Annotated in this window: 15 protein-coding genes; 10 read left to right on the forward strand and 5 right to left on the reverse strand. The window is 67.4% G+C overall.

Translation table 11 applies throughout. The features are described from left to right. Positions 1 to 82 precede the first annotated feature (82 nt). On the forward strand, positions 83 to 2314 hold the full coding sequence (locus tag IFU30_RS09300; protein WP_192005012.1) for an alpha-galactosidase: 2232 nt from the start codon (positions 83 to 85) through the stop codon (positions 2312 to 2314). A 61-nt stretch (positions 2315 to 2375) separates the two neighbouring features. Here the strand turns inward: IFU30_RS09300 and IFU30_RS09305 are convergent, their stop codons facing one another. Next, positions 2376 to 4868, reverse strand: a complete 2493-nt coding sequence (locus tag IFU30_RS09305; protein WP_192005013.1) for a glycoside hydrolase family 2 protein — start codon at positions 4866 to 4868, stop codon at positions 2376 to 2378. Between the two features lie 145 nt (positions 4869 to 5013). Between IFU30_RS09305 and IFU30_RS09310 the strand changes: the two genes are divergently transcribed. Continuing rightward, positions 5014 to 6171 (forward strand): ROK family protein, encoded by a 1158-nt coding sequence (locus tag IFU30_RS09310; protein WP_192005014.1) that lies wholly within the window; start codon positions 5014 to 5016, stop codon positions 6169 to 6171. Between the two features lie 21 nt (positions 6172 to 6192). Here the strand turns inward: IFU30_RS09310 and IFU30_RS09315 are convergent, their stop codons facing one another. Together IFU30_RS09315 and IFU30_RS09320 are read right to left on the reverse strand one after the other, a co-directional pair. Then, positions 6193 to 6645: an acyl-CoA thioesterase gene (locus IFU30_RS09315; protein ID WP_342450842.1), complete on the reverse strand. Its 453-nt coding sequence runs from the start codon at positions 6643 to 6645 to the stop codon at positions 6193 to 6195. Positions 6646 to 6654: 9 nt separating this feature from the next. Continuing rightward, entirely contained in the window at positions 6655 to 7746 is a 1092-nt protein-coding gene (locus tag IFU30_RS09320) for a transaldolase family protein (protein ID WP_192005015.1), read from the reverse strand. A 197-nt stretch (positions 7747 to 7943) separates the two neighbouring features. Between IFU30_RS09320 and IFU30_RS09325 the strand changes: the two genes are divergently transcribed. Continuing rightward, on the forward strand, positions 7944 to 8705 hold the full coding sequence (locus IFU30_RS09325) for a GntR family transcriptional regulator (protein ID WP_138946937.1): 762 nt from the start codon (positions 7944 to 7946) through the stop codon (positions 8703 to 8705). 18 nt (positions 8706 to 8723) lie between these two features. Here the strand turns inward: IFU30_RS09325 and IFU30_RS09330 are convergent, their stop codons facing one another. Beyond that, entirely contained in the window at positions 8724 to 9128 is a 405-nt protein-coding gene (locus tag IFU30_RS09330) for a tautomerase family protein (protein ID WP_192005016.1), read from the reverse strand. A gap of 184 nt (positions 9129 to 9312) precedes the next feature. Here IFU30_RS09330 and IFU30_RS09335 point away from each other — a divergent pair, with 184 nt between their 5' ends. From IFU30_RS09335 to IFU30_RS09345, 3 genes are all read left to right on the forward strand, one after another. After that, the gene (locus IFU30_RS09335) at positions 9313 to 10338 is read left to right on the forward strand and encodes a substrate-binding domain-containing protein (RefSeq protein WP_192005017.1); all 1026 of its coding nucleotides are present in this window, start codon (positions 9313 to 9315) and stop codon (positions 10336 to 10338) included. A gap of 98 nt (positions 10339 to 10436) precedes the next feature. Then, positions 10437 to 11528 (forward strand): ABC transporter permease, encoded by a 1092-nt coding sequence (locus IFU30_RS09340; protein WP_192005018.1) that lies wholly within the window; start codon positions 10437 to 10439, stop codon positions 11526 to 11528. After that, the gene (locus IFU30_RS09345) at positions 11525 to 12319 is read left to right on the forward strand and encodes an ATP-binding cassette domain-containing protein (protein ID WP_197977473.1); all 795 of its coding nucleotides are present in this window, start codon (positions 11525 to 11527) and stop codon (positions 12317 to 12319) included. The genes IFU30_RS09340 and IFU30_RS09345 overlap by 4 nt, the downstream gene beginning before the upstream one ends. A gap of 70 nt (positions 12320 to 12389) precedes the next feature. Here the strand turns inward: IFU30_RS09345 and IFU30_RS09350 are convergent, their stop codons facing one another. Beyond that, complete coding sequence (locus IFU30_RS09350; RefSeq protein ID WP_192005019.1) at positions 12390 to 12977, reverse strand: TetR/AcrR family transcriptional regulator; 588 nt, start codon at positions 12975 to 12977, stop codon at positions 12390 to 12392. 105 nt (positions 12978 to 13082) lie between these two features. Here IFU30_RS09350 and IFU30_RS09355 point away from each other — a divergent pair, with 105 nt between their 5' ends. The 4 genes from IFU30_RS09355 (at position 13083) to IFU30_RS09370 (ending at position 18624) form a co-directional block, all read left to right on the forward strand. After that, positions 13083 to 15245: a hypothetical protein gene (locus tag IFU30_RS09355; protein WP_192005020.1), complete on the forward strand. Its 2163-nt coding sequence runs from the start codon at positions 13083 to 13085 to the stop codon at positions 15243 to 15245. A 210-nt stretch (positions 15246 to 15455) separates the two neighbouring features. Further along, positions 15456 to 16769, forward strand: coding sequence for an ABC transporter substrate-binding protein (locus IFU30_RS09360; RefSeq protein WP_192005021.1), 1314 nt, complete (start codon positions 15456 to 15458; stop codon positions 16767 to 16769). After that, complete coding sequence (locus tag IFU30_RS09365; protein WP_192005022.1) at positions 16766 to 17704, forward strand: carbohydrate ABC transporter permease; 939 nt, start codon at positions 16766 to 16768, stop codon at positions 17702 to 17704. The genes IFU30_RS09360 and IFU30_RS09365 overlap by 4 nt, the downstream gene beginning before the upstream one ends. After that, positions 17701 to 18624, forward strand: a complete 924-nt coding sequence (locus IFU30_RS09370) for an ABC transporter permease subunit (RefSeq protein WP_192005023.1) — start codon at positions 17701 to 17703, stop codon at positions 18622 to 18624. Before IFU30_RS09365 ends, IFU30_RS09370 begins: the two co-directional genes overlap by 4 nt. Positions 18625 to 18675: the final 51 nt, after the last annotated feature.

Raw genomic sequence — 18675 nt, forward strand, 5'->3', positions numbered from 1 at the left:
TCCATTGTTACTTAGGTAAATTATGTGCGTCAAGCACTTCGGGCGAACTCGTCCCGATCCGACGCCGTACCGAAAGGGCCTCATGACAGACCTCCTGGACACGCAGCTTCACGGCGATGACGCCGAAGCTCGACCCGGCTCCGCGCACCCCGTCGTCCTCCGGCGCGACGGCGTCTCCCTCGTCATCGACACCGGCGACAGGGATGCAGGCGCGCTCGGCCGCGCGACCTTGCCGGCCGTCCTGCACTGGGGAGGGGACCTCGGCGATCTCTCCCCCACCGCGGTGCACGACCTCTCCGCAGCCCTCAGCCGACGATCGAGCGCAGGCACGGTGGATGCCGCGTCGCAGGCTTCGATCCTGCCGGCGGAAGGCGATGGGTGGGCTGGGCGGCCAGGCGCGCAGATCAGGCGTGACGGCGTGCCGCTCTATCCCCGCTGGTCGACGGTCGAACCCGTCACCTCCGCCGATGGAACCAGGCTCACGACGGTCGCGCACGACCGGTCGAACGCGCTGCGGTTGACCTCCACCATCACCATCGAGGCAGGAGGCGTGGTCTCGCTCACCCACTCCCTCGAACGGACACACGCGGACGCCCGAGCGTCGAGCACCCTGACCGTGGACTGGCTGGAGGCCACCCTGCCGGTCCCCAAATCCGTCGACCATCTGACCACCTTCGCGGGGCGCTGGACCAGGGAGAAGGTGCCGAGCACCAGCCGGATGCCCCGCGGCTCCACCGTGCGACAGACGCGACGCGGCCGTGGTGGCCACGACGCGCCGACGCTCTCCATCGTCTCGGTCGACGCTCCGCGAGACCGCCTCGGCGAGCTGTGGGCAGTCCACCTCGGTTGGAGCGCCGACTGCACGTACCGCAACGACCGCCTCGCCGAAGCAGTCGACCTCATCGGCGCGGGTGAGTTGCTCCGTGCCGGAGAGATCGAGCTCGCCCCCGGCGCGAGCTACACGACGCCGACCGCCTACTTCGCCTGGTCCGATGCCGGACTGGACGGGCTCTCACAGCGCTTCCATCGGTTCGAGCGGGCACGTCCCGGGCACCCACGCTCTCCCCGGCCGCTCGTCCTGAACACCTGGGAGGCGGTCTACTTCCACCACGATCCGACCTTCCTCCTCGAGCTCGCGGGAATCGCGGCGGAGGTGGGCGTGGAACGCTTCGTCCTCGACGACGGCTGGTTCCTCGGCCGCCGGGACGACACCCGCGGCCTCGGCGACTGGATCGTCGACCGCGACGTCTGGCCGGACGGTCTCGGCCCACTCGCCGCTCGGGTGCACGAGCTCGGGATGGAGTTCGGGCTGTGGTTCGAACCTGAAATGATCAATCTCGATTCCGAGCTGGCGCGAGCCCACCCGGAGTGGCTGCTCCACGCATCGGACCATTTCCCGACACCTGAGGGCATCTCGTGGCGAAGCCAGTTCGTGCTCGACATCGCTCGCGAGGACGCCTACGCGTACATCCTCGACCGCCTGGACAGACTCGTGGGCGAGCTGGGCGTCGATTTCATCAAGTGGGACCACAACCGCGATCTCGTCGAGGCGATGCACGACGGACGCCCGGGTACGCATCTGCAGACACTGGCCCTCTACCGTCTGATGGCCGAGCTGAAGGCGCTGCACCCCGGGCTCGAGATCGAGTCCTGCTCCTCCGGGGGTGCACGCAGCGACCTCGGCATCCTGGAGGTCGCGGATCGCGTGTGGGCCAGTGATTCGAACGATCCGGTCGAACGGCAGGACATCCAGCGGTGGACGCAGCTGCTCCTGGCACCGGAACTCGTCGGAGGCCACGTCGGTCCCACCACGGCGCACTCGTCCGGAAGGACCACGGCCCTGTCGTTCAGGCTCGCGACCAGCCTGATGGGGTCGGCGGGGTTCGAGTGGAACATCGCTGCGTGCACCCCCGAGGAACGGGCTGTGATCACCCGCTGGGCTGCGCTGTACAAGGAACTGCGGCACGTGATCCACACCGGCACAGCCGTCCATGCGGATGTGCGCGATCCGGCGCTCCGCGTCGTCGGAGCCGTGTCCGAGGATCGCTCCGAAGCCGTCTACACCATCGCCAGTGTCGCCACACTAGAGGATTCCCTGCCTGAACGGATCAGGCTCCACGGACTGGACGCGACGGCCGACTACCGGATCCGCGTCCGCGATGAGATCGGAGTGACCAGTCACGGATTCGCCACCCCCGAGTGGATCACCACCGGAGAAGTGACCCTGCCCGGCTCGGTCCTCGACGCGGTCGGCCTGCAGATCCCACCCCTGTGGCCGGCGCAGGCGCTCGTCCTGCACGTCACTCGAGCCTGAACCCGACGTCGGGACCCGTCCTTCTGGCAGGACGGGTCCCGACGTGGCGTCCGAGGTGGGCTCAGCGCCCGGCGTGCAGGCCGTTCGCGTGGCGGAGGACCTCCTCGGCGACGAACGCCGACGGCTCAAGACCCGCCTTCGCCGTCACCCCGAAGATCACCTGCTGACCGGGGAACAGCGTCACGAGTCCCTGATCGACCCGGGCCGAGGCATCGACGCGGTCGACCAGCAGCGCGATGTCCCTCACGTAGCTCGTCGCCGTCACCGTGACGAGATAGCGAGCGGGATCGTCGACGTCCACCCTCGCCTCGGTCGACACCGGGTCAGGATCGAGTGTCTGATCGGCGACCTCCGAAGGGTTGTGGATCGCGGTCGCGAATCCCGTGAGGGACGCGGTGATGACCTCAGTGTTCCTGTCGACGACCGCCTCCACGCCGGCCGGGACGACCACCCGCGCCGACCCACGCGCAGGGACCGACGTCTGCACGGCCGCGGTGGCCAGGACGGCACCGTCGAAGGTCCTCCGGTGCAGGAGCACTTCCCCCGTCCACCCGTCGGCGGTGTCGTTCAGCACCACCAATTCCAGACCTCCCTCGGCGGGCTGGAACGTGGCGAGACGCGGCTCGTAGACCGCCCTGAGGGCGAACCAGAGCGGCTTGCGATGTTCGGCGAAGTCGACGGCGGCCCAGGAGACGACCGGCCAGTTGTCGTTCAGCTGCCAGACGATGACGCCGGTGTTCAGTGGTGCGAGCGAACGGAAGTGCTCGATTCCGAATCGGATCGCCGCCGCCTGGTTGAGCTGGGTGGCCCAGTGCCACTCCGCGATCGTGCGCGGCTCAGGCAGGTGTCCCCGCAGGCCGCGTTCGAGTTTCAGGTTGCCGTCCTCTGCTTTCTGGTGCACCAGCATCTGAGGCCCATACGGGTCGAGCGGTTCGTCGTGGACGGCGTCGACCAGCGTCGACCACGCGGGTGGCCCTTGGAACCCGAACTCCGATGCGAACCGGGGGTGGTGCTGACGGAACTCGGAGTAGTCGAGTCGGTTCCACACGTCCCAGATGTGCATGGTGCCGTTCGCGGCGTCGTTCGGGTGCAGGTACTCGTCGAAGGAGTACGGGCTCGCAGGCGAATAGGGACGAGTCGGGTCGAGTTCGGCGATGAGGGCGGGGAGGAGTTCGCGATAGTAGCCGTTCCCCCAGGTCCGCCCCTTGAGTTCCTGGCGCCAGCCCCACTCGACGTATCCCCAGATGTTCTCGTTGTTGCCGTTCCAGACCACGAGGGATGGGTGGGGGCTGAGCCTGGTGATCGCTTCGCGCGCCTCCGCCTCGACCTCGACCGCCAGCCACTCCTCTTCCGCATAGGCGGCGCAGGCGAACAGGAAGTCCTGCCAGACGAGGATGCCCGCCTCGTCGCAGGCGTCGTAGAAGTCATCGGACTCGTAGATCCCGCCGCCCCACACGCGCAGCAGGTTCATGTTCGCCTCCGCTGCGTCAGTGACACGTCGGCGGTACCGGTCCCGGTCGGTCTCCGTGACGAACGCATGGTCCGGTATCCAGTTGGCACCGCGGATCTGGATGAGCTCGCCGTTGACCACGATGTCGAACGGCGCACCGTGGTCGTCGGGCATCGTGTCGATCCTCACCGTTCGGAAGCCGATGCGTGAGTGCCAGTGCGCCGTCGATGCGTCCGTCCACTCATCACCGAGAACGTCGACCAGGACGTCGTAGAGCGGCTGTCCACCGTGCCCCCTCGGCCACCAGACGTCCACCTTCGGGATGGTGAGGGCGACCCGGACCTCCTGGGCGCCCGGCGTGACGGAGACGGTGTCCTCGACCCCACCGACGGCGACCCGGAGTCGCACACGCTCCTCACTCGTGTCGTGGGATGGCGCCGCCCAGTCCAACCTGATGCGAGCGTCGAGCAACCCGACCACGCCGTCCTCATGGTCCGCGAGGTCGACGAGCGGACGGACGGAGTCGATCCGGACGCCCGACCAGCTCTCGATGCCGATCGGTCGCCAGATTCCGCTGGTCGCGACATCGATCCCCCAGTCCCAACCGAAGTTCGACGCCGCCTTCCGCAGCGCGTTGTACGGATGGTGGTTCACATGCGGTCTGGCTCCATGCGCTGCAGATCTGGCTTCCGCTTCCTCGACAGGAGCCGCGAAGGTGATCGTCAGGCGATTCTCGCCCGCTCGGAGATACGGACCGACGTCGAAGCGGTAGCTCCGGTGCTGGTTCTCGGTCTCACCGACGCAGGTGCCGTTCAGCTCGATCGACGCGACCGTGTCGAGGCCCAGCGCCACCAGCTCGTGCCGGTCGGCCTCCTCGGCACGCCAGTGGAAGACCGTCTCGTACCGCCAGGCAGTACTCCCGATCCACTGCTGCGCCGTCTCATTGTCCCCGTCGAACGGATCGGCGATGAGTCCTCGGGCGTGGAGATCGAGGTGCACGCAACCGGGAACCGACGCGGCGACGGTCAGGTCTCGGACCGGTGTCGGGACCGGGCCTGCGAGAGCGGTGAGCGTCCAATCGGAATGGAGCGGGAGGTAAGCCATGTGCGTCCTTGCATGTCGGGCCTGCTGACGGGTGTCGTCTGCTACTTTATTACCCAACGTGACAAAGTCGGTCAAGGGCCCGTGAGCGATAGGCTCCCGATGCCGATATCGGCACGACCCGGTCCACCACGAAAGGAGCCTGCGCGTGACTGACGCCCGTCAAACCACGACCGCTCCACCCCGGTGGCCGCACCTCGCCGACGCCGAACGCGGCGCGCTTCGCGAACTCCTGATCCATGGCCCGCTCCCCCGCGCCGAGATCGCCAGACGCCTCGATGTGTCCCGCGCGAGCTTGACCCGCGCTACGCGGGTGCTCATGGAGCAGGCGATGATCACGGAAGGCGAGACGGCACTCCGCGGTGCGATGGGTCGGCCAAGCGAGATGCTCGTCGTCCGCGGCGACGCTCACCATTTCCTGGGTGTGAAGCTCACGGGAGACGCTGTGTTCGCCGTCGTGACGGATCTCGGTGCTCGGATCGTCGCAAGCGCGGAGGAACCGCTCGTGTCCACATCGGTCTCCGACACCGTGGAACAGATCGGTCGACTGTACGACCGGTTCGCAGTGGAGTTCGACGACATCCGAGCCGCCGGAATCTCCCTCGCCGGAGACCTCGCCCGGATCGACGGCCGTCAGATCGTCCTCGCCTCGTACTTCCTCAAGTGGCGCGAGGTGCCGCTCGCCGAGCTGCTCGGCGAGCGGTTGGGCATTCCGGTGACCGCTGACAACGACGTCCATGCGCTGACCGCCTCCCAGCACTGGTTCGGTGCGGGAGCAGGATCGGACTCGCTCGCCCTCATCACGATCGGTGCTGGAATCGGCTTCGGACTGATCGTCGACGGCCGCGTGGTCGCCGGCCACCGCGGACGCGCCGGACGCTTCGATCACCTGATCGTGGATTCCACCGGCCCGACCTGCGGGCTCGGCCACCACGGTTGCGCCAGCGTCTACCTCACGAGCGAATCGATCGTGAGGGCTATCGGCCGCGCCGGCGTGGATTACGCAGGGGCCGTCGCCCTCGCCCGCGCGGGTGACGCGATCGCGCTTCAGGCGTTCGAATCGGCCGGCCGAGCCCTGGGCGTCATCATCGGCACCGTCATGAACGGACTCGACCCGGAGCGGGTCGTCCTCACCGGCGATGGTCTCGCCGTCCTGGAGCTCGCGGGCGGCGAGGTGCAGCGGTCACTCGAAGCGGTGCGCCTGCCGTACGACGATTCGGCGCGGTTCGACGTCCTTCCGTTCGAGTTCACCGAGTGGGCGCGCGCGGGCGCGGTCGCGGCTATCCGCACCATCCTGCGATTCTGATCCTGCTGAGGACCGGCACCGTCAGGTTGCACGGGACCCCGCCGAGGTCGGCAGTCGATCCCGGTCGTAGGTCGTATCGGTGTACCCGTGCGGAAGCGGTTGTCCGTCGTCGTCGAGACTCACGAACACGATGCGGTCGATCGTGAGGATGCTTCGTCGGGTGACCATGTTCCTGACCTCTGCCCGCATCGTGAGGGACGTCCGCCCGAAGGCGGTCGCGCGGAGGCCCATCTCGATCAGGTCGCCCTGCAGCGCCGAGGAGACGAAGTCGATCTCCGAGATGTACTTCGTGACAGCCCTGGGGTTGCCGAGTTGCAGGATCGCGTAGATCGCCGCCTCCTCGTCGATCCACCGCAACAGACTGCCCCCGAAGAGCGTGCCGTGTGCGTTGAGATTCTCGGGCCGCACCCAGCGCCTCGACCGGAAGGTGATGCGTTCTCCGTCTGCGACGGCCGAATCCTTCGAGGTGGTCACGCGTCTCTCCTAGATCACCGGGAGGATGATGTCACGAACCAGCGCATCCAGCTGCGCATCAGCTTCAAGGAACTGACGGAGAGTCCGCCGGGTCGCACCGAAATCGTCGAACTCGGCGACCGCCATCCCGTCGACGAGATAGGCCTTCCGGAACTCCGGGACGTGCTCGAGGAGCGCGTCGATGATGTGCTGTGCGACCGGCACGTCGATGCGGTGCGGGTCGACAGGGACCCGGTTCTCGTTGATGCGCAGCTGCCAGTCGAACGGTGGTGAGACGACGAGGTCGCCGCCGACCAGCTCGGACCACTGCAGGTGGTTGCGGAATGCGGCGGAGAGGATCCTCGAACGGAACCCGCGTCGGGTGAAGATGCGGTGCGCCTCCTTCAACGCTGCCACGCCCGCCCATTCGAGGTAGCCAGGATCGATGAGGATACGGTCTTTGGCGACGGACGCCTTGAGCCAGTCGTCCAGGCGCCCGCCCATGATGGTGACGACGGAGCCGAACTCCCAGTCCGGGAGCCCCTCGGCGGCCCGTCGCTCGAGACCGCGCTCGATCGCCTCGCCGACCGCGACGGCCTGGGCCACCGTGAACGACACGGTCGCATTGATACTGACCCCGCGGTAGGTCGCCTCCTCGATCGCGCGGATACCGACAGCGGTTGCAGGAATCTTCACGATGATGTTCTCTGCCAGTGCCGAGAACCGAACGGCCTGCTCGACGAGCGCCTCAGCGTCCCGGTGCAGGCGTGGATCGGTCTGGATCGACAGACGACCGTTCCGGCCGTTGCTCTCCCGGAACGCCGGCTCGAGGAGCACGGCGGCCTGGATCGACAACTCCTCGACCACCTTCCAGCCGAGCTCGGCCTCCCCCGCCGCCGGGAACTCGGCAGCGAGTTCGGCGATCCGCGGCGCCCAGACGTCGAGATTCTGGGAGATGACCGCGAGGGCGATGACCGGGTTGCAGGTCGCGCCGACCGCACCGAACGCGATCGACCTGGCGAGCTCGTCGGGGTCGGCGGAGTCGTTCCACAGGCTTGTGGGCGTCGAGGCCGCCGGGGTTGCGAGCGGAAGCGTGTCGGCAGGGGTGAGAGTGTCGGTCATCGAAGTGCCTCCGGGAGTCGAGTTGGCGATCGCCAGAGCTGCGGCGACGCAGTCCGATCAACATACCCGAAGTTTGACAGCATGTCTTAACAATCTTGCGTGACTCTGGCGAACTGATCGGGTGACCTGACATACCCCCATTTTGGAAAGCCCTGATATTGTCAGGACAAGTTCTCTCTCCCAATCGAAGGAGCCTCATGGCACAGCCCGAGCAGACGCTGCCAGTCGAACTCTTCCTCGACCTCGATCGATCCGGACCGGTGCCGCTGTACTACCAGATCGCAACCAGGCTCGAGCAGGCCATCCATGATGAGACACTGCCAGCCGGATCACGTCTGGAGAACGAGGTAGCGCTGGGCACCCGCCTCGGACTCTCCCGCCCCACGATCCGTCGTGCCATCCAGGAACTCGTGGACAAGGGTCTCCTCGTCCGTCGCCGAGGTATCGGCACACAGGTCGTCCACGGCAAGGTGACGCGTAACGTCGAGCTCACCAGCCTGTTCGAGGACCTGGAGCGTACGGGGCAGAAGCCGGAGACCGACATCCTCTCGGCCGAGGTCACGACGGCGGACGAGAAGGTCGCGGACGCCCTCGGCGTGGCGACCGGGAGCCCGATCGTCCACATCAGGCGGCTGCGCCGGGCCGACGGTGTCCCACTCGCGATTCTCGAGAACTTCCTCCCCGAAGACCTCACCGACCTCGACCTCGGAGCCCTCGAGCACCACGGGCTCTACCAACTCCTCAGGGCACGCGGCGTCACGATGCGTGTCGCCAAGCAACGCATCGGCGCACGGGAGGCGTCAGGCCCGGAGAGCGAGATGCTCGATGTCCGGAAGGGCAGCGCACTCCTGACCATGTCGCGAACAGCCTTCGACAACTCCGGTCGGGCGGTCGAATTCGGCCAGCACGTCTACCGACCCGACCTGTACTCCTTCGAAGTCACCCTCGTCGACCGGTAGCGAGCCGATCGCGCGACCTCAGCGTGCCGGAACGGCGAGCTCCCCAGTGAGGTACTGCGCGCGACCGAAGCCGAAGGACCAGTCCTGCGGACCGTTCTCGACATAACCGATGAAGACATCCGCACCATCGACGCCGACTTCGGAGAGACGGTCGGCCGTCGCCGCATAGAGCGCCTGCTTCGTCTCATCGCTTCGACCGCGCTGCGTGAAGATCTGGATCATGACGACGCCTTCGGAGCGTGCAAAACCGAGCCCCGCATCCTCCGCGATGATCTGGCCAGCCGAGTGTTCCGTGACGATCTGGAAGCGGTCACGAGGCGGAATCCCGTAGACGGAGACGATCGCCTCATGAATGGCGTCTGCGATCTGCCGGATGCCTGCGGCGTCGCGGCCTGCGGCGAGGTCGATCCTGACGAGCGGCATGAGGGTCTCCTGATCGGTTCGAGTTTGTTAGGACATCAGAACGCTACCTCCCAAAGTCCCGTTTGTCATCAGTAAGTCAATATGTCCTGACTTACTATTGCCCTCTTGTCAGTTCTTTACTAGCTTGAGCCCTGCAATGATGCACGGGCCGCCCGAGGCCCGACCCTCGAAAGGACACAACGAAGTGAAAACCTCAGCACGACGCTCGCTCCTCGGCACGATCGCCCTCGTCGGCGTCGCCGCACTCGCCCTCTCCGGCTGCACCGCCACCGCGGGTGCGAGCAGCACCTCGGACGCCGGTCTCGCCTCCGGCTTCGGATCGCGCGCGGACAACCGCGACGCCTACTTCTTCACCTACTACAACCCGGCGAGCGACCCGTTCTGGGCGCAGATCCTGAAGGGCGGCGAGGACGCGGCCGAGCTCGGCCACCTGAATCTGACGCACCAGACGGCCGAAGGTGACCCGGACAAGATGGTCGACCTCGTCGGCACCGCGATCGCGACGAAGCCGTCACTGATCTTCATGCCGTTCAACGAGGGCGAGAAGTGGTCGAAGGTCGCCTGCGACGCCCACGACGCCGGCATCACGGTCATCGCGTACAACGTTCCCGCTCCGGACAGCGCCAAGGACTGCGTCTCGGGCTTCGTCGGTCAGGACTTCACCGAGGTCGGCAAGCTCGTCGGTGAGCGCCTCCTGAAGGAAGTCGACCTCAAGGAGGGCGACAAGGTCATGTTCCCGGCCGAGGAGCCCGAGCAGGACTACGCGATCAAGCGCGGCGGCGGCGTTCAGGACGCGCTGGATTCGGTCGGCGCGACGGGCGAGTACCTCCGTACCTCCGGCGCCGACGAGGAGGCGCTCAACTCCATGACCTCATGGCTGACGGCGAACCCCGACGTCAAGGCGATCGTCCCGCTGGGCGGAACCCCGCACCGCAACGTCGTCGCGGCCATGGAAGCCGCCGGCGTCTCGGTACCGGTTGTCGGCTTCGACACCTCTCCGCAGGTGATCCAGGGGATCAAGGACGGCAAGATCCTCGCCACGGCAGACCAGCAGGGATACGTGCAGGGGTACCAGTCGGTGATGCAGGGCATCCTGTCGATCGACTTCGGCCTCTCCCCCGCCAACATCAACTCCGGCGGCCTTGGGCTGATCGACAAATCCAACGTCTCCTTCCTCGAGGAGAAGGATCTGCAGGGCGTCCGCTACTGACACTCGTCCGTCGTGTGCCGGGGATCGCTCGACGACCCTCGGCGCACGGTCCCCCCTCCCCGAACCGACCGCGATCCGTCGCGCACCGAAGGACCCCCATGTCTCAACCACCCACGCGCGATCCCGCGCCCATCCTGACCGCTCCGCTCTCCACGGAGAGCATCTCGCAGCCTCGCAGACTGTCGGACAACCAGCCGCAGGGCTTCGCCGCCCGCCTCCGGGACACGATCACCTACACCCGCGGACGCGGCGCGCTGGAGATCGGCATCATCTTCGCGATCGTGCTCCTCGGCTTCGTCATCGCCGGCATCGTCGCCCCCGACGCGTTCCCGTTCCTCTCACCGAGCAACCTCTCCGGAGTGATCTCCCAGTCCATACCAGTGCTCGCGATCCTCGGTATCGGAGCAGGGATCCTCATGATCGCGGGCGAGTTCGACCTGTCCCTCGGCGCGAACATCGGCTTCTCCGCGATCATCTTCATCCGCGTCTCAGAGGCGGTGGGCTGGGGATGGGGAGCTCTCGCCGCGATCGCCTGCGGTACAGGCATCGCGCTCATCAACGGTCTCATCGTGGTCGTCACCAAGATCCCGTCGTTCATCGCAACGCTCGGCATGGGCTTCTTCTGGACCGGGGCGAGCCTCTTCGTGAATGGGACGTCACCGGCGATCCTGTCCAGCGCGAAGGACGACACCCTGGTGACGCTCTTCGCCGGCGACTTCGGGCTCTTCCGCTCACAGTTGGTCTGGCTGCTCGTCATCGGCGTCATCGCCTGGCTCTTCCTGCACCGGCACAAGCGCGGCAACCACGTCTACGCCGTCGGCGGCAACGCTGCAGCGGCGAAGGCGATCTCGATCAACCCTTCGGCGGTCCGACTCATGGCCTTCGGCATCTTCGGCGGACTCGTCGGCTTCGCCGCGATCCTGATCGCCGTCCGCACGTCGTCGATGCAGCCGGGGAGCACCGACGACTACACGCTGATGGCCATCGCGGCCGCCGTCGTCGGCGGAACCTCCCTACTCGGTGGCCGAGGGAGCATCGTCGGCATGATCATCGGCGCCGCGCTGATCCGGATCATCGAGAACGGCCTCATCCTGGCCAAGGCCCCCGGCTTCTACATCCAACTCTTCGTCGGACTCATCATCGTCATCGCCGCCATCTTCAACAAGCTCATGGAAGGAAAGGCTTCGTGACCATCGACGCCACCATCGACACCGCGACCCCGCTCTTACGGATCGAGGGCGTCACCAAGCGGTACGGGGCGAACACCGTCCTCAACGACGTCTCCTTCGACATCGGCAACAGCGAGGTGGTCGGACTGCTCGGCGACAACGGAGCGGGCAAGTCCACGCTCGTCAAGATCCTGTCCGGAGTCGTCCAGATGACATCTGGTTCCTACACCTGGCAGGGACAGCACCACGACACGGTCAACCGAGCGCTCACCGAGCAGCTCGGCGTCGAGACGATCTTCCAGGACTCGGCTCTCGTCCCGCAGATGTCGATCACCCGAAACCTGTTCATGGGTCGCGAGATCACCAACCGCCTCGGACTCATGAAGATGAAGCAGATGGACGCGATCACCTCCGAGATCCTTGACACCGTCGTGACGATCGAGGGCATCAAGTCCTCGAAGCAGCTTGTCGCCTCGTTGTCAGGCGGTCAGGCACAAGCGGTCGCCATCGCCCGCGCCGTCCACTTCAAGCGGAGCCTCCTCATCCTCGACGAACCCACCTCGGCCCTCGCGGTGCGCGCGACCGAGGCACTGCTGAACTATCTTCGGCAGTTGAAGTCGGAGGGCGTCAGCTCGGTGCTCGTCACCCACAACCTGCACCACGCCTACCAGGTGTGCGACCGGCATATCGTGATGAACCACGGACGGAAGATCCTCGACGTCCGCCGTGAGGACACGAGCGTGGAGGAACTCACCGCCGCGGTCGTGGAGGGCGCCGTCGGAGTCGAACGGTTCCGCGCCGGTCGCTTCTGAACCGCCCCGCCCGACCGCTGCGGTCGCCCTGCCGTGACGGCGGGGTGGCCGCAGCGGTCGTCCGCCCTGGTCACGCCAACGCGTCGGGTCCGAGCAGGGCGCGGATGTGCGATTCGATGAGCGCTCGGATGTCGAACGGCGGGCCCTGCATCCACCGCAGCTGGAGCCCCTCCCACGCGGCGAGCAGGAGCTGCGCCGCCTGATCCGCATCGACCTCCCTCGGCACCTGTCCCGCCTCCTGCAGGCGCTCGATGTCCGTGGCGACCACCTCCACGGACCGCTCCCAACGTCGCTGGAAGTACCCGTTCGCCGGATGCTCGGGATCCGCCGCCGCTCCGGCGAGCTCGTTGTAGAGTCGCCCGAAGTTCGTCCGCTGCACGCCGAGCGCGGCACGGTCACCCATGTCGGCGATCGCTCCGGCCTCGGCCCCTCGCTCGCGGATGTTCTCGTCGTCGTGCTGTTGGAGGGCCGCGATGAGCAGGCTCTCCTTGGTCGGGTAGTGGTAGTAGACCGTCGGCTCACTGGCTCCGGCGAGCGCTGCGATCTCCGAGACGGCGACCGCCCGGTGCCCTCGCTCCTGCACGAGCTGCAGTGCGGCCTCGCTGAGTGCCCTCCGTCGCTGATCGGACTTCGCGTACGGCCCGCGCTTCTCTCGCATCCAGACTCCTCGTCGACTCTTGAACGTCTGCCGGTGCAATGATATGTTCAACGCACCAAAGTGATAGACGACTCAGAATTAGCGTAGAGGATTGGTGGTGACGGCATGGCGATCGATCGACGGAGACTCGTGCGCCGACACAACCCGGTGATCACCTCCGCCCACCCCACCGAGGTGTTCACGGTGGGCAACGGCGACGCCGCCCTCACGGTCGACCTCTCCGGGCTGCAGTCCTTCCCCGAGGTCCACCGGCTCCGCCCAGACCCGCTCCGCGTGCCTCGCGACGGCCTCGACGCCCTCCCCGAGCAGCGACCTCGCGCGTTCGACCGCGACGACTTCCAGATCCCGCTGCAGACCCAGTCCGGTTGGGGCTGGTACGAGACGCGCCCCACCCGGCCGCTCGAACTCGCCGAGGCCGAGACCACCCATGCCACCGAGCGAGGCCCGGTCCCCTACCTGGACCGCATGGGACTGCAGCGCCCGGGAGACCCGATCGCTCCCGAGTTCACCGCCGGGGCCTGGTTCCACTACAACCCGCGCCGCGCCCACCTCGGTCGGCTCGCGCTCGTCCGCCTCGACCACCCCGGGCCACTCGACCCCTCGATCATCGACGACGCCCTGACCACCCTCGACCTCTGGTCGGGTCGGGTCGACGCGGATTACTCGGTGCTCGGGCACCGCGTCCAGGTGACCACCGTCGGCGACCCAGACGCCGATCGGTTCGCGGTCCAGGTGCGCTCCTCCCTCCTGGCCGAGGGCTGGGGCGTCGCGTGGGTGTTCGATCCGCAGCCCGATGATCTGGCCCCGTTCGAACATCCACTGGAGGAGACCACGAGCTGGGAGGCTCGGTCGCCGCAGGACTGGATCGCACGACGGACGGTCGAGGCCACCGCGTATGCCGTCCACGTGACCACGACCGGCGAGCTGCGCGAGCACGGCCCCGACGGCGTCGTGGCCGCGACCGACCGCCCCGAGCTGGACGTCGTGGTGGCGCTCCGACCCGGTCCCGCAGCGTTCGATCGCACGGAGCGCTCCACGTTCACCGACGTCTGCTCCGCCGCCGCCGAATGGTGGTGCCGATACTGGGAGAACGGCTCTGCGGTCGACCTCGGCGACAGCACCGACGAGCGGGCGACCGAACTGGAACGTCGACTCGTCCTCTCCCAGTACCTCCTCGCCGTCAACTGCGCCGGCCGCACACCTCCAGCGGAGACGGGCCTGACGTACAACAGCTGGTCCGGCAAGTTCCACCTCGAGATGCACTGGTGGCACGCCGCGCACTTCGCCCTGTGGAACCGTGGCGCACTGCTCGAACGCAGCCTCGACTTCTACCACCGGTCGCTCGATGCGGCTCGCGAGACGGCTCGCCACCAGGGGTATCGCGGGGCGAGATGGCCGAAGCAGACCGATCCGTCCGCCCGAGAGTCCCCGAGTAACATCGGGGTGTTCCTCGTCTGGCAGCAGCCGCACGTGATCCACCTGCTCGAACTCCTCCACGCGAGCGGCCGGGACGAGGCGTTCCTCCGCCGGCACTATCCGCTCGTCGAGGCGACGGCGACCTTCATGGCCGACGTCGTCGCCGAACGGAACGACTCCTTCACGCTCCCCCCGCCCCTGATCCCCGCCCAGGAGAGCTATCTCGCCGAGCGGGAGACGACGGCCGACCCGACCTTCGAGCTCGCCTACTGGTCCTGGGCCCTCGCTGTCGCCAACACCTGGCGGGAGCGGCTCGGGCTTGTTGAGGACCCCCGGTGGCGTCGGGTCTCCGAGGGGATGCGATCGCCGACCGTGCTCGACGACGGGACCTACGCCGCCGTCGCGACACCACCGTTCCTGGTGCGGAAGGACCACCCGTCGATGTTGATGGCGTACGGTTGGCTGCCTCCGACCGAGCTCATCGATCCGTCGATCATGTCCGCGACACTCGACAGCGTGTGGGAACACTGGGACCTGCAGTCGAGCTGGGGGTGGGACTACCCCGTGATGGCGATGACCGCAGCGCGGTTGGGCGACCTGTCACGTGCGATCGACGGGCTGCTCATGACGTCGCCGAAGAACGTCTACCTGAACAACGGCCACAACCCGCAGATGCCGGGCTTCCTCTCGCTCTACCTGCCGGCGAACGGCGGACTCCTGGCCGCGACGGCCCACCTCGTCGCGGCCCACCGCGACGGCGCGGCACTCCCCCCGGGCTGGTCGATCGTCGCCGAGGGGTTCGAATCGGTGCGCGCCGACTCCCTCGATCGCGGCCTCGCCGGCGCTCCCTGACGCCGATCGCACCGGCTCCACCACCCCACGGCCCCACGACCCCACACACCGACATGAGACGAGGCACAGCTTGGCAACCGGTTGACACACGTCGTCCACGATGACGCACCGCACGACGACACACGCACCACCCGAACGACGGCGACCGAACGGATCGCCGGACTCCGATCACCCGACCGGAGTCATCCCTGGCTTTCAAAGGTGAGGACCATGCACAGTTTCCAGAACACCCCATCCCCGATCGGTGGAGCGCGCAGACGCGCCACGATCGTCGTCGGCGGCTCGATCGCAGCCGTCGCCGCCCTCCTCCTCAGCGGCTGCTCCGCCGCCGAGCCCGCAACCGACGGTGAGGTCGAACTGACCTTCATGAACCAGTCGCGCGGCCAGGAGGCCGCCCTGACCCAGCTCGCCGAGCAGTACACGACGGAGACGGGCGTGAAGATCACGATCGACTCCCCCGGACCGGCCGACTACCTCCCCAAACTGCAGGCGAAGGCGCAGTCGAAGTCCATGCCAGACATCTACTCCTCGTTCAACGCCACCGACATGGCGCCCTTCTACAAGGCCGGGTGGGCGATGGACCTGACCAAGGAACTCGACGGCGGCTGGGCGGACGACTTCAGCCCCGCCGTCATCGAGATGTCGACCTTCGACGAGGGGAACAACCTCGGTGTGCCCGCCGGGATCTACACCGTGCACTGGGAGACCCAGACGTACGGATTCCTGGTCAACCCAGCACTCACCGGCATCAGCCAGGACAACGCCCCGACCACCGGCGCCGAGTTCGTCGACGCGCTCGCGGCCTCGGCCGCCGGCGAGAAGTTCAGCGTCGCCGCGTCGCTCACCCCGCAGCTCATCCAAGGACTGGCCTCGAACTGGCTGACCGACGAGGAGATCGAGGCCACCTTCAACGGCGAGGCGAGCTGGGAGGCCGACGGCTGGCGCAACGCCTTCCAGTTCCTCGTCGACCTCAAGGACGCCGGCGTCATCGCGAACGACGCACTGCCGGGCGGTCAGGACGACAACCCGAACGTGGAGACGTCGTTCTTCACCCAGGCGACCGGCTCCATCTTCGACGCCTCCCCCGGCGTCTCCGTCGGGCTCCGCACCAACCCCGAGTTCGAGGACTACTTCTCGCTCCCCCTGCCGAAGCTCGACGGTGCGACCCTCGACCCACGCTCCCCCGGCATCCCCGGGAAGGGCGCGGTCATCAACCCCAAGGGCTCACACCCCGAGGAGGCACTCGACTTCGTGAAGTGGCTGACCGAACCGGAGCAGCAGAGCGTCTTCGCCGAGGTCGGCCGCATCCTGCCGACGAACCCCGAGTTGCTGGCCGCCGGTGACGTGCCTCAGCAGCTGGCCGGCTACGCCGCCGGTGTCGAGGACGTCCAGGTCATGTCGGCGACCTTCACCACCGACGTCAAGACGGCCGTCGTCGCCGAGGCGCAACGACTCGTCCTGGGCGAGGCGACGGTCGACGAGGTGTTGGCGAACATCCAGGCCGCACAGGACCGCACGCCATGACCTCGCAGCCGATCCTGGCCCCCGCCGCCGTGCGCGTGACCCGCGCGCGCGGCGGGGGCCGCCCCCTGCGCCGGAACCTCACCGGCTGGTTGTTCCTCGCTCCGGCGATCGCCCTGATCGGCGTCTTCACGATCACGCCGTTCGCCCAGGCGATCCTGCTCAGCTTCCAGTCATGGGACGGCGTGAGCCCGGACACCCCCTGGGTCGGCCTCGCCAACTACGAGTTCATCGCCGGCGACGTCGTCTTCTGGGCCTCGATGCGGAATGTCCTCTTCTTCGGCGTCGTGGGGTTCTTCCTCGGTAACGGCATCGCGCTCGGCATGGCACTCGCCGTGAACCGCATCACCCGGGGCAAGACCTTCTTCCGAACGGTGTTCTACCTGCCGGGTGTGCTGTCGGTCGTCGTCGTCGGACTCCTGTTCTCGTTCATCCTCGCCCCGGGGAGCGGGGTCCTGAACCGCGTGCTCGAGACCCTCGGCCTCGGCACCCTCGCCCAGAACTGGTTGGGCGACCCGGCCGTCGCGCTCCCCGCCGTCGCAGCGGTGTTCATCTGGTTCCACTGGGGGTTCGGCTTCCTCCTGTTCCTCGCCGGCCTGCAGGACGTGCCGAAGGAACTCTACGAGGCGGCGGAGCTCGACGGCGCGGGGCCGTGGACCACGTTCCGATCGATCACCTGGCCGCACCTGGCACCCGTGACCTCGATCGTGAGTCTCCTGACCCTCCTCGCGGCGCTCCAGATCTTCGGCACCGTGCAGGTGTTGACGAACGGCGGGCCCGGGTACCACACCATGGTGCCGACGCTCGCGATCTACAACGAGGCGTTCGTCAACTGGCGGTACGGCAGCGCAGCCGCCATGTCCGTCGTCTTCGGCGGCGCCCTGGTGCTGCTCTCCGTGTTCCAACTCGCCATCACCGGATGGAGGTCACGACGGTGACGATCACCACTGGATCCGACCAGCAGAGCACGCGGTCGCTGACGACCGCTCGGCCTTCGGGCGACCGCGGGCCTCGCCCGAAGCCGCCGCACCGGAGACGCAGGATCCGCCCGGACCAGGTCGGCCTCTACGGTCTCCTGGTCGTCGCGGCCCTGACGGCGCTCCTCCCGCTGCTGTGGATGCTCTCCGGGTCGCTGCAGAGCCTCACGGAGTTGCTCTCCAACGACAGCCTCCTCCCGGCGTCCCCGCAGTGGGCCAACTACGTGACCGCGTGGGTGCAGGGCGACCTCGGCACCTACCTGCGGAACAGCGTCGTCTACACCGGCTGCGCGGTCGTCGGCATCCTCGTCGTCTCGAGCCTCGCCGGGTACGCGCTCGCCCGCCTCGACTTCGCCGGGAAGGGCGTCTTCACCGTCGTCATCCTGGCGGTCATGATCATCCCGGCACCCGCGATGTTCCTCGCGCAGTACAAACTCCTCATCTCGCTCGGGCTGACCAACAACCCCGTCGGCTACATCCTCATCCTGATCACCTCCGGCATCCCCATGTCGACGCTCATCATGCGGAGCTTCTTCGTGAGCCAGCCACGCGACCTGGAGGAGGCGGCCGCGCTCGACGGCGCGGGGCCGGTTCGCACCTTCTTCAGCGTCATCCTGCCGCTCGCGCGTCCTGGCCTCGCTGCGGTCGCGGTCATCCAAGGCCTCGGGGCGTGGAACGAGTACCTGATGGCGCTCGTGATCTTCGACGACAACGCGCTCATGCCGATCCAACGGGGCCTCACCGCGTTCACCTCGGCCGACACCCCGCAGCAGCAGATCCTGTTGGCGGCGACGACCATCTCGATCGTCCCCGTGGTCGTGTTCTACCTGCTGGCGCAGCGGCACATCGTCAAGGGCATCGGCGCCGGCGCCATCAAGTAACCCATCACCGGAGCGGGGCGGTCGTGGATCGACCGCCCCACGGAACGAGGA

Source organism: Plantibacter sp. CFBP 8798, assembly GCF_014841195.1.
Lineage (GTDB): Bacteria > Actinomycetota > Actinomycetes > Actinomycetales > Microbacteriaceae > Plantibacter > Plantibacter auratus.

Excerpts from the sequence above, each read along its gene's own strand:
- IFU30_RS09300 (WP_192005012.1), top strand. The coding sequence starts at position 83 with ATGACAGACCTCCTGGACACGCAGCTTCACGGCGATGACGCCGAAGCT.
- IFU30_RS09305 (WP_192005013.1), bottom strand. The coding sequence starts at position 4,868 with ATGGCTTACCTCCCGCTCCATTCCGATTGGACGCTCACCGCTCTCGCA.
- IFU30_RS09320 (WP_192005015.1), bottom strand. The coding sequence starts at position 7,746 with ATGACCGACACTCTCACCCCTGCCGACACGCTTCCGCTCGCAACCCCG.
- IFU30_RS09325 (WP_138946937.1), top strand. The coding sequence starts at position 7,944 with ATGGCACAGCCCGAGCAGACGCTGCCAGTCGAACTCTTCCTCGACCTC.
- IFU30_RS09330 (WP_192005016.1), bottom strand. The coding sequence starts at position 9,128 with ATGCCGCTCGTCAGGATCGACCTCGCCGCAGGCCGCGACGCCGCAGGC.
- IFU30_RS09340 (WP_192005018.1), top strand. The coding sequence starts at position 10,437 with ATGTCTCAACCACCCACGCGCGATCCCGCGCCCATCCTGACCGCTCCG.
- IFU30_RS09350 (WP_192005019.1), bottom strand. The coding sequence starts at position 12,977 with ATGCGAGAGAAGCGCGGGCCGTACGCGAAGTCCGATCAGCGACGGAGG.
- IFU30_RS09355 (WP_192005020.1), top strand. The coding sequence starts at position 13,083 with ATGGCGATCGATCGACGGAGACTCGTGCGCCGACACAACCCGGTGATC.
- IFU30_RS09360 (WP_192005021.1), top strand. The coding sequence starts at position 15,456 with ATGCACAGTTTCCAGAACACCCCATCCCCGATCGGTGGAGCGCGCAGA.
- IFU30_RS09365 (WP_192005022.1), top strand. The coding sequence starts at position 16,766 with ATGACCTCGCAGCCGATCCTGGCCCCCGCCGCCGTGCGCGTGACCCGC.